Origin of the sequence: Neorhodopirellula pilleata, from assembly GCF_007859915.1 — a bacterium.
GTDB lineage: Bacteria > Planctomycetota > Planctomycetia > Pirellulales > Pirellulaceae > Rhodopirellula > Rhodopirellula pilleata.
This window is the reverse complement of the sequence record NZ_SJPM01000010.1, coordinates 301,210-318,643: the sequence shown is the minus strand read 5'-3', so window position 1 is coordinate 318,643 and position 17,434 is coordinate 301,210. Positions and strand designations below refer to the sequence as shown.

The 17,434-nt window shown below is 55.9% G+C and carries 14 protein-coding genes; 6 read left to right on the top strand and 8 right to left on the bottom strand.

Features of this window, described 5'->3' with window-relative positions; translation table 11 throughout:
* Nucleotides 1-566: 566 nt before the first annotated feature.
* From Pla100_RS21575 to Pla100_RS21560, 4 genes are all read left to right on the top strand, one after another.
* Complete coding sequence (locus Pla100_RS21575) at nt 567-1,106, top strand: hypothetical protein (protein WP_146580022.1); 540 nt, start codon at nt 567-569, stop codon at nt 1,104-1,106.
* Between the two features lie 105 nt (nt 1,107-1,211).
* Nucleotides 1,212-1,688 carry a DUF3806 domain-containing protein gene (locus Pla100_RS21570; RefSeq protein WP_146580020.1) on the top strand — a complete coding sequence of 159 codons (477 nt, stop codon included), beginning with the start codon at nt 1,212-1,214 and terminating at the stop codon, nt 1,686-1,688.
* A gap of 204 nt (nt 1,689-1,892) precedes the next feature.
* A complete protein-coding gene (locus Pla100_RS21565; RefSeq protein ID WP_146580018.1) occupies nt 1,893-2,228 on the top strand; it encodes a hypothetical protein in 336 nt (111 codons plus the stop codon).
* A 100-nt stretch (nt 2,229-2,328) separates the two neighbouring features.
* Nucleotides 2,329-2,781: a hypothetical protein gene (locus tag Pla100_RS21560; RefSeq protein ID WP_146580016.1), complete on the top strand. Its 453-nt coding sequence runs from the start codon at nt 2,329-2,331 to the stop codon at nt 2,779-2,781.
* Between the two features lie 417 nt (nt 2,782-3,198).
* On the opposite strand, the gene Pla100_RS21555 is transcribed toward Pla100_RS21560, so the two are convergent.
* Both Pla100_RS21555 and Pla100_RS21550 read right to left on the bottom strand, forming a co-directional pair.
* Nucleotides 3,199-4,347, bottom strand: a complete 1,149-nt coding sequence (locus tag Pla100_RS21555) for an IS91 family transposase (RefSeq protein WP_146580014.1) — start codon at nt 4,345-4,347, stop codon at nt 3,199-3,201.
* A 16-nt stretch (nt 4,348-4,363) separates the two neighbouring features.
* Entirely contained in the window at nt 4,364-5,341 is a 978-nt protein-coding gene (locus Pla100_RS21550) for a tyrosine-type recombinase/integrase (protein ID WP_231603321.1), read from the bottom strand.
* A gap of 293 nt (nt 5,342-5,634) precedes the next feature.
* Between Pla100_RS21550 and Pla100_RS31805 the strand changes: the two genes are divergently transcribed.
* Entirely contained in the window at nt 5,635-5,814 is a 180-nt protein-coding gene (locus tag Pla100_RS31805; RefSeq protein WP_231603320.1) for a four helix bundle protein, read from the top strand.
* A gap of 1,330 nt (nt 5,815-7,144) precedes the next feature.
* Entirely contained in the window at nt 7,145-8,305 is a 1,161-nt protein-coding gene (locus Pla100_RS21535) for a hypothetical protein (protein ID WP_146580010.1), read from the top strand.
* Nucleotides 8,306-8,630: 325 nt separating this feature from the next.
* On the opposite strand, the gene Pla100_RS21530 is transcribed toward Pla100_RS21535, so the two are convergent.
* The 6 genes from Pla100_RS21530 to Pla100_RS21510 form a co-directional block, all read right to left on the bottom strand.
* Nucleotides 8,631-9,869: an adenosylmethionine--8-amino-7-oxononanoate transaminase gene (locus Pla100_RS21530; protein ID WP_146580009.1), complete on the bottom strand. Its 1,239-nt coding sequence runs from the start codon at nt 9,867-9,869 to the stop codon at nt 8,631-8,633.
* Between the two features lie 5 nt (nt 9,870-9,874).
* Complete coding sequence (locus tag Pla100_RS31005) at nt 9,875-10,045, bottom strand: hypothetical protein (protein ID WP_197168125.1); 171 nt, start codon at nt 10,043-10,045, stop codon at nt 9,875-9,877.
* A 235-nt stretch (nt 10,046-10,280) separates the two neighbouring features.
* Entirely contained in the window at nt 10,281-11,939 is a 1,659-nt protein-coding gene (locus tag Pla100_RS21525) for an ATP-binding cassette domain-containing protein (protein WP_231603319.1), read from the bottom strand.
* A complete protein-coding gene (locus Pla100_RS21520) occupies nt 11,939-13,078 on the bottom strand; it encodes a hypothetical protein (RefSeq protein ID WP_390620636.1) in 1,140 nt (379 codons plus the stop codon). The genes Pla100_RS21525 and Pla100_RS21520 overlap by 1 nt, the downstream gene beginning before the upstream one ends.
* An 87-nt stretch (nt 13,079-13,165) precedes the next feature.
* The gene (locus Pla100_RS21515) at nt 13,166-14,968 is read right to left on the bottom strand and encodes a hypothetical protein (protein WP_146580007.1); all 1,803 of its coding nucleotides are present in this window, start codon (nt 14,966-14,968) and stop codon (nt 13,166-13,168) included.
* Nucleotides 14,965-17,424, bottom strand: a complete 2,460-nt coding sequence (locus tag Pla100_RS21510) for a polyketide synthase (protein ID WP_146580005.1) — start codon at nt 17,422-17,424, stop codon at nt 14,965-14,967. Before Pla100_RS21510 ends, Pla100_RS21515 begins: the two co-directional genes overlap by 4 nt.
* Between the last annotated feature and the right edge of the window lie 10 nt (nt 17,425-17,434).

Here is a 17,434-nt window from a genome sequence, read left to right as displayed (position 1 = left end):
GAGAGTCGCTGGCGAACTGCAGCGGGAAAGAAGAGCCCGAGTGGATTGGGGCTGCTGTTATTGCTATACTTGGACATCGAAAGTTTCCTGTAACAGGAGGAGTTGATGAGCTGTCCACAGCGAACAGCTCCTCCTGCCAGGATGCTTCAAACAAATCCAGATACCTCCAAACCACTCAAAATGTACTTCCCCGCCGCGATAGCGGCTTACTTGAACCATCGGATGCAACGGAGGACCGGTGGTCAGTTTTCACGAATGGATGCTCAACTCCCGGTCCCCGCTGATCCGGGTCGTTCGTCGGTGCTGCAACGCCCGTCCCCGACCCGAATCCAGGACTGAATCAACGCTCGTTGAACACTGGTTCGCCCGCGTTCGATACAATGACATGCGGCCAAGCTTGTTCGAACTGTCGCCGTTGGGACACGACGAACTATCCCGATGCACGGCAGCGGCCAAGACGCTATTTTGGAACTTCTAACTTTACACCGGCCGCTCCGTGATCGGCGGTGTTCGTCGACTGCGACAATCCACTCTTTTCTACACTACACTTTCTGCGAGGATTCAAAATGTTAATCCGAACACTAGCTCTGTTGATGTTGATCACGCCAAACCTAGTGGCAGCTGAACTGAATGACGAATATCAAATAGGCGAACTCAATGACGAATATCAAATCGGCGAACCCGATGACGAATATCAAATGGAAGAAGCCGTCGGCTTGGACGATCCCTTTCACGTTTCGGACGTTTCCCAATTGGGCAAGCGTATGCTTGTTGATGTCACCTACGAAAAACGTTCATTCGACGAATCCGTGATCGTCAACTTCCGGACAGTCGGTCCATCGCATGACTCTGACACTCGCGCAGAGTTTCCGCGCGACGACATGCATATGGTCATCCAGGGTGCGAAGGGCGCTGTCGTCTTTGAATCTGGACTTGCGTGGAAAGATACTGGGGAGAAAACGATCAAAGGAAACCCGACATACATTGCGAGAATCCTCGTGCACGCCGACATGAAAAACGGATTGATCCTCACTGAATCGGTCGATGGATTCGACGGCAAATCAACTGTCGGCATCGTTACGTTTCACTCACTCTTCAATAAATGAAGACACGACGAACCATCGATTGCACGGGAGATCGCGGGCTGCCGGTTTGGCAATGGTCAATCTTTCGCGCGATCCCCGTGAATCGTGCCGTTCGCCTACAAACAAATGATGCGACTATCCACAATGTTTGCGTTCTTGCTATCGCTCGTCGGATGTGCGCCGTCGAATAAAGCCGGAGGCTCAATCGAGGATTCAATCCGTCAACTTACTTCGGAAGATGAGTCCTATCTAAACACCAAGCGGGCTGTGTTCACCCGGGATAGTCCCGACGATGTTCGCGCTCGTTTCAAAAACGCCCTACTCGGAAAGGGCAACATGTCTTTAGCTGATGATCTGGAGGCAATCGGAGTGGTGTTTGGAGACCTCATTGCCAATGACTCTCCAATGACGTGGGTAACTGTGGAGTTTGAGGGCGAGCGAATGTTCGCGATGACATACCCAAAGACTTCTGTTGTCCTGTTCCCAATTGCAATGATCGACAAAAGGGCACGAAAGGGAGAAGTTATTGACTTACCGACTCTAGTGTCGGATACTATCGCGACAGTGGAGCGATCGATTCAGAATCCTGAATATCAGCGATGAAACGACACTGGCGCACTAAGAAGAGGGCGAACCAAGCGATGCACCCCAGTCGCGGAGCCGAGCGTTTTGACAATGGAAAATCTTTCGCCGCGACGGGGTGATCGCGATCGTTCGCCGACAGACAAGGCGACCCTCACAATGCGATAGGTCCAGCTTGCGACAATGATTTCACGTATCCTCTCGCTTCTGGGCCTCAGCAGACCTGTGCCTGACCGTACATCCAACACCAAGGTCTTAACTGCGGTTACGGGCGATCGTTTTGGCTGGCCTGCTGGTCGCGAATTGATCGCACTCGATACGGTCGTACTCACGTTGCCTATGGAATTGCTGGACGAATCCAAGCCGATGTCTGAATGCTTGGATGCGCATGACGATATTGGTATCGACATACCGTCCGACGGTGACGCATTCCACATTCGACTTACACCGGGCCAATGGGCCTCACCTCGGCGATCGTGCCAAGCTAAGATCTCTGGTGAACCCGGCGTGACGTATCGTTTTAAACTCGCTTCCGAATCCAAAGCAAGCGGCGAACCATGACATGCACGGGAGCACGGCTTGTGGCGTTTTTCGCAGTGGAATGTCAACCCTCCGTGCCCCGTGATGTCTGCCGTTATCCGACTGAAATGCCCAGAAGCTAATGCAGCCCGACGAACTGAAAGCATGTCTAGTTTTCGACCCGCATTTTGAGCGATGGAAGGCGTCTCTACGCCATCGAAATCGCGAGGTCTTTCTTTACGTCGATGTCGATGCCGGAGCAGACTTCGATAAGGGCGTCACTGCCGCTTGCGATTTCTGGCGTCAGCGGCAAGACTGGTTCCGAAAGTTTCGAGAGCACGCTTCGAGGAACATGCTTGAGCATCTGAATGCATGCATTGTTGCGCAGGGCCACCCGGATGAGCAATTTTCCGCACGGGCTTTATGGCTTCTCCTGCGAACGCCGTCCGAAGTGGAATTTCGCTGTATGATAGACAACACCGACTCCCGCTTTGAAATGGTCGCGTTTCATCAACGCTTTTATCAACATGCATTGTCTGTTTGGGCGACTCATTCGGACGGATTTTGCGAGGACGATGTTTACGCCCTGTTCTGACCCCACAACGGCGGATAACCAATAAGGATTTGACTTCGCGGCGAGGCGTGGTTTGAGTTCGAATCTTTTTCTCGGCTGGTCCGTAAGTCGCTGCCCGAAGCCAGTGCCACTAGCCGAAGCTCAAGTCCTCTGTTCAAGAAGCCCGGTTGGATTCCCCACGCGGCCTATCGCCTGTATGGTTTTTGCTTCCGTGCTTGGCGCTCCGGTGCGGAGGGTGGTACCTATGCGAGATCGAATGCGTGGATTGATTGGGTGCTTTCGCGCCAAAACGAGCGAAGTCACCACGCGGTTCAGCCGCCTCAAGCACACTGTTCGTGTTTTTTGACGCGTTTGACTGCCACTTAGACGCACCTTCATCATTCGCCCTCCCGAAGACGTTTCGTGTTCATTGATGGGTGGGAGTCGCTTCATCTTTCCTTATCCGCTATCGAAGTACGTCAAGCCACGCTCGATCTGGATGCCCATCGAATCAAGGCTCTGATAAGTCACCTCGACCACTCGCATCTGCCCGCCGCACTCGGTGCACTGCATCGGTGCGGTCAGATTTTTCGGCTGCGGCGCATAGCCGCTGCCGAGCCAGAACGTCCAGCCAAGCATGATCCACACCAACCACTTCACTTCGTCGATCGAGATCTTGCTGTTCGCACTCATCCATCCGTAGTGGCGGATCTTCATGAAGCCAGTCGGCAACACGTGCTGCAAGAAACTCTCAACGAACGCTTCGCCTGGCACCGTCTTGGTCTGCGTCCGATTCCCCTTGCGGCGGATTCGGTAAGTCACCCTCTCGTCATCCACGGCCACCATGCGACTGTCATTGATCGCAACACGGTAGACATACGGTGCAAGGTACTTCAGTGTCGGCACTGCGTGCCCGACCGCCTGAATGTCAACAACAAACTTCTTCGTCCAAGCGACACGGTCGACTTGTGCATACAGGCCCGCATCGCGAAGTTCGTCGGCCAACTTGGCTTTGAACACACGCACAAGCGTGCCGTGATGAAATAGGAAGTTCTTCGGCGTGCTCTGCCATGATTCGGCCTGACCGTGTCGATCCAACTTCACTCCGCCGCCGGGAACGACGTAGTGAATATGCGGATGATAGACGGCCGGATCACGACCCCACGTGTGCAGCACGCCGAAGAATCCGAGTTGGCAACCTTGAAGACTTTTGGTCGCCGCGCCGACGTCGCGGATGCTTTGGCTACTGGCATCGAAGAGACATCGATAACCCTCTCGTTGAGACCCGCGCAGCACCAAGCCGATCTCCCTGGGCACCGTAAAAGTGACCAGGAAGTGATGGACCGGCATCAACTTGGCAGATTGTTTTTCGATCCAGACCTGCGTCTTCTCATGACCGCAACTCGGACAATGCCGGTTGCCACAGGAACGTCCCACCCAGTGTTCTCGTTGACAACGCTTGCACTGATAGCGGACGCCTCCCAAGGCACCGGTTCGGCATCGGGTGATCGCGCCGAGCACCTTGTCCTGAGCCACCGAGATCGAGTCCGAATGCTGCTTCAAGTAGGCCGGTGCGAATCGCCTCAGAGCGTCCGCGACCGTTGGCATCACAAAGCCGGATTGATCACTTCAGCTTGGCAAGCCTTGCCGCCGCGTCGCCGTCGACACCACCAGGCAACTTACCGAAGACGTCCTCGATGATCTCCCGCGAGTTCGCTTCAGCCGTCTCGGTCAAATGCAAGTAGATCATCGTTGTTTGCAAGGACGAGTGGCCGAGATACTTTTGGATGACTTTCAAACTCACGCCTGCTTCAAGCAGGTGCGTCGCATAAGAGTGTCGCAACGTGTGGATCGTGACTTTCTTGCCGAAGTCGAGCTGATTGGTGATCGCCTTCATCGCTCCCTGGACGGCAGTCTCGCTCATCGGGTTCTTGGCCTTGGAGATGCCGTTTTTGGCTAACGAATGGTTTCGACCATCGGCCGGAAAGAGCAAGCGTGGATGCCGATGGGTCGTCCAGTAAGCTCTGAGCACCTCCAAGGTCGATTGCGGCAACGGGATATAGCGATCCTTGGCTCCCTTGCCGCGATGGATGTGAATCAGTCCACGAGCAGCATCGATGTCACCGACCTGCAAGTGAAGGCCCTCGTTGAGACGCAGTCCCATGGAGTAGACGGTCCAAAAGTACGCGAACATGCGTTGAGTGGTAGTGGCGGCGATGAGTCGATGAACGCCCTGGATCGTGAGCACTTCGGGTAGTGCGTTGATGTTCTGAAGCTTAAGCATCCGGATGACTTCCCAGTCCCGCTTGCAGGTAACGGTGAAAAAGAACTTAACGCCCGAGAGTGCGACGCGCAGTGAGCCGTAAGCGAACTCACGATCCATTTTCAGGTGCAGAAAGAACCGACGCACTTGAGTCTCGTCGACCTCGTCGGGGCTGCACTGAGCGAAGTCGGACAGTTGCCGAACCGCTCGAATGTAGCCGTCGTGGGTTCTTTTGGCCTTACCGCTCAGGTGCAAATCTTCGGAGAGTCGCTGGCGAACTGCAGCGGGAAAGAAGAGCCCGAGTGGATTGGGGCTGCTGTTATTGCTATACTTGGACATCGAAAGTTTCCTGTAACAGGAGGAGTTGATGAGCTGTCCACAGCGAACAGCTCCTCCTGCCAGGATGCTTCAAACAAATCCAGATACCTCCAAACCACTCAAAATGTACTTCCCCGCCGCGATAGCGGCTTACTTGAACAAAGCGGTGAACCCGAGCGGCGGATCGGGCGGAATATGAAATCGAAGGTTCTTGGCTGCCGCCGGGTTAACGCAGGCGTTACGAGCACGAAGTGCTCCATCGTGCTCGTGCTCAGTGAAACGGTGCTCGTGCTCGTAATCGAAAAGCGGCTTTGATGAACGATCCAGTCTTCGAGCACGATCGTCTGGATGTTTACCGTCTGTTCCTCGAGGATGTTTCGGCGGCTTTCGAGATTTCGAAATCGCTGAGCGGTTTGCATCGCCACGCTCGTGATCAATGGCTCCGTGCGGCGCAATCAATTCCTCTGAACCTCGCCGAGGACAACGGCAAGTGAAGCGTGAAGGATCGTGCGTGTTTTCTCGACATCGCTCGCGGGTCAGCCTTTGAATGCGCTGCGATCCAAGATGTGCTCGTTGTGTCCGGTGGAGTGGATATCAAGACAAGCCGTGATATGAAGCTGAAGCTCAAGCGATTCGTCTCGATGTTGACTCGGATGGCGATCAAGTTTGACGGGGTCGGGGAGTCATCGCTAGACTACGCAACGGTGATCGATTGCGAGCACGAGCACCGCGATGCTGAGCACGAGCACGAACGAAAGCCCGAACCAGGCCGTGCACTTATGGACGGCTTACGCGGTTTAACAAATCGAAACCCAATCGCCCGTCCAGGGTGACGGCGTCCGTTATCCTTCTGAAACCTCCAAGCCATTCACTTGATTGCAACCACCATGTCCCAAGCCTATGACCGTCGCTACTTTGCGTTTCTTGCATTTTTGTTCTTTCTAGCGTTCCTTGGCTTTCTTGGCACAACGCAATACCGCCACTTTGCTTGGCTTGCATCACCTGCTAGCCTCGCATCACTATTCTTCTTCATTTACCTTCCGCGTTCAGCCGATCGGATTCCCAAGCGATTTCGACTCAATGAACGACGCGACATATATCGTGCGCTCACTGGGCGCATTTAGCTATCTTTCAAATTACTGATCGATTTGTGATTGTCAGCCTCTTGAACATGACTAACCCATATCAATCCCCCGCAGAACAAACTCCGGCTGGGTCTCTACCGACTCAACTTATTTGGAATATGTTTGCCGCGATTGCTTTTTTTGGTGGACTTTGCATTGCGGCAAGTGCGATAGACCGTTTTCAGTTTTACGGTGGAATCAAATCGCTAGCTTCCATGTCGGCCGTGGCGCAAGGCTCCGCTGCACTATGGGCGTTTACTCATTTGCTTGGAATCCTCACGGCATTCTTTGTATGCGTCGGACTCGTTAGAAAGGATATTCGAATGGCGTTGCTCGGTAGTGCCGGCTTTCTGGCAATTTGCACATTTGCCTGGGCGTGGCCTATGGACTTTCTATGGTTCGGATGAAAGTGCTGACGGAAAGCGGATAACCATCCGATGAACTCGGAGAGGCCGACAGCGCGTTTACAGATAGAAGATCAATCGCGGCCACCCGGTTTTCGCAAACGTTCTGGCACGAAGTGCTCCATCGTGCTCGTGCTCAGTGAAACGGTGCTCGTGCTCGTAATCGAAAAGCGGCTTTGATAATCAATAAATGGTGCCACCCACCTTTGACATGTCAATAAATGGTGCCACCCACCTTTGACATGTGGCGAGGTAGTCCGTAGAATTCGGGAAATTGCTCAAACCGGGAGATTGCCATGCCTCGTCCACAACGCTCCGAACAGTTCTCGCCAGAAGAGATTTGTTATGTTCACTGCATACAACGCTGTGTCCGGAGAGCTTGGCTGGCTGGGGTCGATCCGGTCTCAGGGGTCGAGTATTCGTTCCGGAAAGAATGGATTCGCAGGAGAATGGAGGCACTCGCCTCGGTGTTCGCGATCGATGTCCTTTCCTATGCGATTATGAGCAATCATATCCACCAGATCCTGCGAAATCGGCCCGATGTCTGTGCGCAGTGGTCCGACGAAGAGGTCGCGATCGGCTGGTTACGGGTCTTTCCTGGTCGACGGATGGAAGAACATTTGGCTGAACCGACCGAGAATGATGTCAAAACACTTGTCCGGGATAAGAAACGACTGGCGGAGGTGCGGCGGCGACTCTGCGATGTGTCCTGGTTCATGAGGGCACTTTCGGAGCCGATCGCACGGATGGCTAATTTTCAAGATCAGTGCACGGGTCGATTTTGGGAAGGTAGGTTCAAGGCACAAAGAATTATCGATGACGCCGGGTTGCTTGCCTGCAGCATGTACGTGGATTTAAACCCAGTGCGGGCGGCAATCGCGGGAGGCCCCGAAGGGTGTCGGTTTACGAGTGCTTATGATCGTGCTGAGGCACAAAAGGGAGAACAAGTCGACTCCGCCGCGTTTGACCTGAAGCCGATTCCGACGGAGGAAGCCGGCCGCAAGATCCGCGAAACACCGGTCGATGACCTTCGGAAAGAACGCAAAGCGAGACGAAGGAATCCAACCGGCCGTCGGATCCTGCGTGACGCTTGGTTGAGCCCTTTGACGATGAAGCCGGATATCCTGTCCGGCGAAGCCGAGGTTCACACCGGTGGCATTCGCAGTAGTGATCGTGGCTTCTTGAATCTGTCTTGGGAGGACTACTGGGAACTGCTTTGCTGGACGGCCAAGCAGAGTGTCCAGGGCGTTAAAGCGGAGGTGCCTGCGCGGTTGGCGAAGCGTTTAGCGGCGTTGGGCATTGACGTGTCGATGTGGCGAGATTTGGTTTGGAACTGGCAACGTTACTTTGGCAAGAGCGCGTGTGTGGGTCGCCCTGAGTCCATGAAGCAACATGCCGAGCAAACGGGCCGCCACCACTACCGAGGCCAGGGTAGCGGCGCGGCCTGTTTCACGTAGTCGGTCTGCTTCCAAACGTCGTTCATTCAATTTGCCAGCTGAACCAGTCGGTTAAGCTCGCCGCTGCGCTGATTGTCACACCGAACGCGAAAAACGCAGTCATTGCAATTCAATGCCAACCGAATTGCAGCGATGACCGAACCAGCGTTCGACCACGATTGGCTCGATTACTATCGTCCTTCGATCGATTACGAGCACGAGCACCGCGATGCTGAGCACGAGCACGAAAGAGGGTCGAAACCAGGCCGTGCAGCGATCGCGATGAAACGTGGGTGGCACCTGGCGGTTTTTTGGGTGGCACCTGGCGGTTTTTCCTTGCTTGGCGTCAGATGCCCGTTTCGATTGCGCGAACGATTGCCTCGCAGAGCTGCTTGATGCGTTCATCGGGCAAGTTCAGCGGCGGGGTGGTGTAGATGCAATCGCCGAAGGGGCGTAACCAGACGCCGAGGTCGACAAATCGTTTACGCAGTCGCTCGACGTCGGGTATCGCCTCCACTTGGACCACGCCGATCGCCCCGCGACAACGCACATCGACGACTCCAGGCAAATCACGACAGGGGGCCAAACCTCGTCGCAATTGGGCTTCCATGGCCGACGCTTGAGCGACTCGTGGTTCGGTTTCAAACAGGTCCAAGGATGCGTTGGCGGCGGCGCAGGCCAGTGGGTTGGCCATGAACGTTGGGCCGTGCATCAACGCATCGGCTGCCTCATCGGACCAGAACGCATCGAACACTCGATCTCCGGCGACCGTCACGGCCATCGTCATCGTCCCCGCAGTTAACGCTTTGCCCAAACACATAATGTCTGGGACGACGTCGGTGGCGTCGATCGCGAACATCGTACCGGTCCGTCCGAACCCGGTCGCGATCTCGTCGGCGATCATCAATAGATCGAATTGGTCGCAGGCATCTCGGATTCGTCGCAATGTTTTGGGGCAGTGAAATCGCATGCCACCGGCCCCTTGCACGAGCGGCTCGATGCACACGGCGGCGAGTTCATGGTGATGTTGTTGGATGGTTTCAATGAATACGCAGGTCGTTTCTTCGTCGCGGGGAAGCGGGCAGTGGACTTGTTTTAGGATCGCGTTGCCGTACCGAGCGTGCATGCTGCGGTCCGGATCGCACAACGACATCGCGCCGGTGGTATCACCGTGATAAGCGTGGTCGAAGGCGAGAAAGCGAGTTCGATCGGATTGGCCATGTCGCCGCCAATACCCGCTCGCCATCTTCATCGCCACTTCGATCGCCACGCTGCCACTGTCGGCAAAGAATACGTGGTTCAAGTCGCCCGGCAATCGTTCGACCAATCGGGCGGCCAAACGCTCGGCCGGCTCGTGCGTGATTCCGCCGAACATCACGTGCGGCATTTGTCGAAGTTGTCGCGAGACCGCCTCGATGATGTGCGGGTGGCCATAGCCGTGACAGACCGACCACCACGAGGCCATGCCGTCGAGCAAACGACGGCCGTCGGCGGTGATCAACTCAAAACCTTCCGCACCGCTGATGAGTACCGGCGGCGCGGCCGTCTTCATTTGGCAGTAGGGACGCCAAACGGGATCACTCATGCGTTTCAGGATTTTTTCAGCTCGACCGCTTCGGCCTCGAGCGAGGCGATTTCGTTCTCAAGATCTTTGAGTTCTTGAGGATCATCGGCTTGCTCTCGCGATCCGGCCAAGCGGGGGCGGAGGGTTTGTAGTTTCTTGTTGATGATGTCTAAACGTTTCTTTGCTTTTTTGTCCATGCGTTGATTGGTTCTTGTGGGGGTTGGGAGGCGGGAGCCTCCAAGACAGTGCGTTCCCAGGCGGGAGCCCTCTTTATCCTAGACATCTTTTTGACCCCCACGAGCTCGTCTCGTGGGTGAATGTCTAGCTTGCCAACCTCGGCTTCCTGCCAGACGCGCTGGCAGGGGAGCGATACATGATGACTTGTGTAGGATAAAGTGGGCGGGAGCCTGGGAGCGAGCGGCGAGCGGTTACTCAGAACTCCATTAAGGCTATCACAAAATGGACGATCAAGACATACAAGGTCGTCCACAGAACCGTCGACGTGATCGCGGCGCTGACGTCTCCGGCGGACTGCTTGGGTGACATGCCGCTGTGGTAAGCGATCGCGGCGGTCCCGATGCCGCAAGCGCTGTTCTTGAGCAGCACCCAAGCCCAACCTTGGCCGAACAAAAATAGCCCGCCATCGGGAAACGCAGCCGCGAATGAGTCGGGCTTCGGTGTGATCGCGCGGAAGAAATGCTGATGCCAAAAATGAATCCCGATCTCCGGATAGGTGACCAAGAACGTGAAGCGGCTGATCCAGTGCGACGCGGTGAAGGCGATCCATTCCAGTATCGGCGTCGCAATCAAGAATCCGCCGAGAATCGGAACTAGCAAATACGCCGGCGGTCGCACGCCCAACGTTCTCAACGCATCGATTTGCCCGCCGTATTGCTTGACCCCCACATCGGCCGCAACGGCGGCACCGCAGCGGGCGGCGATCAACACCGTGGCGAGAACCGGAACCAGAATTCGATACAACGCGAATCCGATCGATGCCAGCATTTCATCGATTAGCAACGGTTGCGTGTAGAGTCGAAACGGCAAGAATCGCAACGTGAAGTAAGTCGTTGTGAATCCCGTGATCAGACCGGCGATGATCAAGTAAACGCATGCCGACGGCCCGCCGATCAAACGCAAATAGTGTCCCAAAAATCGAGCCGCCCAACGAGGGCGTGGGACGATCGGAAACGCGTCGATCGGTAATCGAGCGACGGCGATCAGGGTGTCGCCGGTCGCGGTCAAAAAACGCTTGGCGGACTCGGCTAACCAACCCAACACGTTCGCACCCCAGACGCGTTGCGGCGGAACGGAGGTCGGCGGTGACTGTCGGTCGGCGGACACATCGCCAGCGGTATCCATCAAGTCCGCTAGGCCGTCACGTTGCTCGGTAGGAACGGGGCGAATGCAGTGCGTATGGGAATCCAACAGCAAGACTTGATCAGCGAACCCGAGTAGGGTCTCGTAATCGTGGGTGACCACGAGGCTGGTACGCCCGAATCGCCGTTGGGTTTCGCGGATCAGTTCGGCGACCCGACGTCCGCTGGCCGCATCCAAGCCTGACGTCGGTTCGTCGTAAAGGATAATTTCCGGATCGGCGGCCAAGGTGCGTGCGATCGCCAAACGCTGTTTCTGACCACCGCTCAACGCGGCAACGTGGGTCGAAGACGGCACGCCGAGTAGTTCCAACCACTGCATCGCTCGATAGCGAGGCGGGTGATGCCGATCGCGTCGATGATCGATCGCGAACTGAACATTGGCGACGGGGTTGAGTTCGTCAAACAACGCAAATTGTTGAAAGACGATTCCGGTCCGCTGCGGGCGATCCGATGACGATCGGGCGGACGAGTCACGGTCAAACGAGAACGCTCCGGACCATGTGATCGACTCACCGTCGCGAGGCAGGATGCCGGCGAGGACACGCAGCAGGACCGACTTGCCCGCGCCACTGCCGCCGACGAGAACGGTGATCTTTCCATGAGGCAAGGTCACCGATGCGTCGCGCAATAGAACGTTACCGCCTGCGGTCACGTTTAGGTTTTCGATTCTTAAATCGGCTTGGCGATGGTTGGGTGTCGTCGCCTCGTCCACTACGAATCGGTGGCCATTTTACGGAAGTAGGCTTCGATGGCTTCGCGGTAGTGCGTCGGCAAATCGCGGCTGATCTGTTGCAACGATTCTTGGCGTTCGGCGGGCGGTAAATTTCCCCAGCCACCTTTGTCGTCTAGGGTTTTGCGGTCGGCGTCTCCCTCGCCGCTGGCACCGGCGATACGGCTGTCTTCCATCGGTTTGGCCTCGCCACCCCGAGGATTTCCCCCTTGACCATTGCTTTGTTGCTGCTGTTGTTGCTGCTGCTGTTCTTCGATTTTGTCGATCAGCTTGGTCAGCTTATCAATGACCTCTTGTTCTCGATGTTGGGTAGCGTCGTCGGCCCGTCCCAAGTCCAGGCGTCGGGTGACGTCGGTCATTAAGCGAGAGATTTCATCGAGCGAGTCTTCTTTGAGCGGTTTGATGTCGGCGACCATCATCTTCGCCGTCCGTGCATATCGAACAGGAATGTCATCTTCGTGTTGGAGCAAGCTTCGCAAATCCGATAACGCTTCCTTGGCCTTGAGCAAGGCGTGGTAGCAGGCACCACGATAGAACAGCAACGATGCCGCGTCGGGCGATGCGGCCGGATCGACCTCGGCAAAGATCGGAAGTGCTTCGTCATACAGACGAGCCCGAACGAGTTCGCGACCGATCCAAGTCCGCAGTGCCGCACGCATCTCCGGCGGCAAGGATTCGATCGTCGGATAGTCCGGACCGCTGGGGTCCAAACGTTTGGCCAAGCCGAGAAGTTCGACGCTCGTATTCGATTCGGGTGCATTCGAATCCGGATTGGATCGTCCGATCATGGCGGCGATCGGATCGATCTGCATCGCCGCCGCGTTGACCCACGCGTTCAGCGCCTCGGCGTCTTCTTGTCGGATGTCGGCGAGGAACTGTTCGGTCGAGCGATTGATCGCGTCGGACGGGACGCCGATCGTATCGAGACAGCGGCGAAGCATCTCAGCCATGGCTTCGGTGTCGAGCGGTTTCCAATCGGTGGCTCGGTCGAGCGAATCTCGCGAACCCATTTTTTCAGACGAGCCCGGCAACATCGACTCAAGCGGTTGGGCTTTTTCCTCGGGGATGATCCGTTCGGGATTCAAATCATCTGCCTCCGTCCATGCGGTCCACGAGCACATCAAGCACACCGCAGTCAAACAGCGGATTCGGATCGCATGGATCATACATTTTTCTCCCAAACAGGTTGGCGTTACGGCAAAACAACACTATCGGTTTCGTTTGGTGACCAAATCACGGGTGATCTGATACAACCGATCTTGTCGTTGTGCGAGGTCGCGTAGCAAGGGCAATATGTCCTCACCGACGTTTTCTGGAACTTTGGAATTATCCAAATCCCCTGCATTATCGTCTTGAAGCAACTCCCCGTAACGGTCGGTCGTGCTTTGAATCCGAGTTTGCATGGTGCGAATCAATTTTAGCTCAGCGAGTGACTCGACGAGTGGTTCTTCTTGAGAACCTTGTCCGGAGGGTTGTCCTTGCTGTTGCTGTTGTTCTTGCTGTTTCTTCTTTTCCAGGTCCCGCTGCGCCTTCGCAAGGGCGTCGATCATTTCTTCAAGTGCGGCCAAAATGTCGTTTTGAATCCCTTGAGTGACCGCATCGATCTTGGATTGTCCCAAACGAGTGGCCACCCGTCGGGTGTCTTCACGAAGTTGCAAAATTACTTCGGGAAACGCGACACTTGAGCCTTCTTCCTTCAAAAGCAGCATCGCCCGGTCGGCTTCGAGAGTGATTTTCTGTTCCTCGAATGACAAATCGCCCGCCTTCAGGTCGGTCGCCCGGTTACGCTGCGGCGCGGGCGTCTTGGCAAGCTGGATCGTTTCGTCAAGGATTGCCGATTGCATCGCGGCCATCTTTCGTAAACGCGCTTCGAGCTTAGCGAGTTCCCGTTCGATCTCTTCCTCACGAAGCTGCCGCAGGATTTTTTCGAGTTTATCGATCGCTTTGCGAAGTTCTTCTTCGGCTTGGCGTTGTTCCTCGGTCGCTTCGGAGCGTTGTTCTTGGGCAAGCTTTTCTTGAGCTTGCTTCATGCTCTCGATGGCTTTCTTGAGCTGCTGTTCGGCGAGTTGCTCCGGTGATTGAGGTGGTTGCTGTGGTTTGTTTTGTTGCTGCTCGCCTTGCTGTTGTTCACCTTGTTTTTGTTCGGCCTGTTGTTGTTCGCCTTGTTGTGGCTCACTGGGCTTACTTTCGCCGGGCTTACTCTCGCTGGGCTTACTCTCGCTGGGCTTACTTTCGCTGGGCTTGGGTTCACCGGACTCGCTCTCGCTGGGTTTGTTTTCCCCCGGTTTCATTTCATCCGGCTTTGACTCTGCGGGCTTCGACTCTCCGGGCTTCGATTCCGCCGATGGATCGGCGTTCGGATCGGTTGATTCAGACTTCTCGTCTTGCTCCGACTTTTCGCTCGTTTCGTCCTGCGCATTGAGTTCGTCGCTCAACTGCTCGGCTCGCTTGGCGATCTCGGCTTGTTCCTTGGCGACCTCATCCAAGTCGACGCCGTTTTCCGTCCTCGCCCGAACGCTACGTTCATTGCGTTCGGTCAAACGCAATTGTTTGATGATTTCAGCGATGCGTTTCTTCTCGTCTCGAATCCGCGAACTGCGGTCCTCGCTGAGTAGCAACTTCAACAGACTTTGCAAATCCGTCGTGGCGGTCTTTTGATCCTCGAGCGCTTGGGACAATTGCCCTTTGGCGATCAACGTGCCCGCGCCTTGGAGCTTTTCCAACACGAACTTTTCGCGGGATTGTTTGGCGACGCGTTTGAGCAGCGCGGCCCGTTCGGGGTTCTCACGCGATTCAACGTCGGCCAATCGCAACAACAACTCTTCCAGTCTCGCGTATCGCTGCGCGACGCTTGATTGCCGGGCGACCAAGGGATCTTCCGCCGGGGCGTCGGTACCCGATTGGGCGGCCGACGCACTCGTTACGATCCAACACAGCCCACCGACTAGTAGCCAAACCGAGATCCCAATGAGACTACTAAGCCGGTTCATTCGCGGAGGGTGATGTTTCATTTGAATAGGTCCAGAACTCGTTTCTTTTGGGCGTCTTCGGTTTCGTCGAGCAGGCTTTCTTGATCGTCGATCAGACCACGCATGAGATCCAATATCTCGTTAAAACTCTCCAAGTCCAGCATTTTCTCTAAAACGGCGGAGAGTTGCAGCAGAATCTCGTCGTTCGTCGCGACCGCTTCGGTGACGGCCTGACGCATCTTCAAGATTGAATCGGCTTGCGATCCCGATTCCGGCGAAGATTCACGAGGGGATTCGTTCTCCCCGTCGGAAGCCACGGTTTGGGTCATCAGAATCCGTTCGAGTTCAACGATTTGACGCCGTAAACGCGGGAATGGTTCCGTCACCACGAGGTTCAGCGGATCACGCACGCCGGTTTGAAGCCTTTCTCGGCGGTCGACCGAATCGATTCGGTTGTTGAGCATTTCCAGCAACAGGTCGTCAATTCCCGAGACGATTCCGGCGAGTTCTTCGGTGGTCTTGGCCGCCTGCAGTTCGGCTTGGCGAATTCGCAACTGAACACGTTGACGCGAACGCAGTTCGTCTTCGGTCGGCATCGCCAGTTCGGCCGTTTCGCCGTCAATTCCGGTGAGGCTTTGTTTGAGTCGCCGGGTTTCATCGATGGCTTGTTCGAGTCGCGAGCGGAATTCCAATTCGCGACGTTCCAACGAGGCGAGTAATTCCTCCGGTGTAACGACTTGCAAACGGGTCAGCTCGCCTTGGGTGATGTGTGGCGTCGAAAGGTCGAATCGATCCTTGGCGGTCGTGCCGATCGTTACCATCGCCCCAGGCTGGATCGGTTGCAAGACTTTATCGTCGGTCAGCGTTCGCAAATCGATCGTCAGATTTGTTTTGCCGTCACGATCCAAGACCGGACTCAACACATGGGTTTGGACGAGCGGTTCAGAAGTTTCGGACTCGTCTTGCTTTCCTTGCACGTTCATCAGGACTTGGACCGATTCGATACCATAGTCGTCTTTGGCGGTCGCGACGACGGGCAACTTCGCGATCGGAGTGATGGCCGAGCCGATCCCCGTCAATCGCATCGTGGTTTCAGGAATCTGATCGCGGACGACTCCGATGAAATATCGGTACGCGGCTTGAGCGGAGATCCCGGTCGGATCGCGGGGAACCATTCGAATCGAGACCGCTTCACGCAAGTCGGGTAACGTCAACGAAAAGCTCATCCCGTCTTCGGCAATTTCCACATCTGGGTTGAGTTCGGCTTGTTCGTCGCGATTGGCGTCGATGGGGGCGACGTTCGTCGCACCGGTCGTTTCCAAACTCGACGCGGTCACGTCGACCGAACCGAGCGGAATGCTGGACGATCCCACCAGGGTCAAACGGCTGCCTTCGCGAATCCGGACACCGGCTTGATAGTTAAGCGTTTGATCGACCGCCTTTTCGTCGGCGATGGTCATGTCGTCAAAAACGCGAAGGTAATTGGGATAGCGAACTCGCATCTCCAAGTTCGCGATCGCGGGCGGTTCGACCGCTTCGATTCGAAAATCACTCAGTCGATCGTCGAGTCCGCGAATCGACAACGTCACCGATTTGGACAACGAAGCCAACGGCGGACCGTCGAGCACAAACGTTTGATAGCCATCAACGACGCGACCGACGCGGCGCAGATTGCTCTGTCCGCGGTTCCCGTCGTCGTCGTAGTAAGCCACCGTACACAATTCAGGAACGACATGCCCGAGCTCCTCTCCGGCGGCGCGGACGCGCAAGGTGGCGTTGCTGCCGCGAGCCAATCGCAAGACCTTCTCTTCGAACGGCAACAACTCGGTCGCGCCGCTGTCGGATTCGTCGGCGGTGATGATCGGCACTTCGACGCCCACCATTTCCAAGGAAGCCCGACGCGGCCACGGCGAATCGGACATCAAGGTCAATCGACCGATCGCGCGGCCGAACGTCTGCGGGCTGGCGATCGCCATGATCAACGCGGCAATCAATAACGGAGCGACGAACCAAATCTTTTGCACGATCGGCTCGCGACGGAACACTCGCTTCAAATCCACTCGATCAACGTACTGCATTGCTTCGCGATGAACCGACGCCAAGAACGTCGGACTATGTGAGTCGCCCACACGCTGTTCCGTGTCGAGTTGTACGGCGGTGACCAATCGACCGCCGATCTCCGGATGATGTCGCTCGATCAACAGCGCCAGCGAATCATCGGGCAGTCGGCGTCGGTAGCGCGAGATTAAATACCGCCATCCGAAGACGGCCATCGCGATCAACGTGGCCACCAAAACGACGCCGCGGGCCGATCGCGGCATCTCGCTGCCGCCGATCCGCACGGGTAAATAATCGATCAGGAACGCGATCCAGAAAACTCCCAACGCGATCGCCAACAGAACCAGCACCGATTCCCAAACGATGTACCGCCGGACCTGGTGCCGCAGCTGCGACAACAGTTCTCGAAGTTTCGGATGCAAGTGAGGGGAGTCGGACATCTTGTTTCGT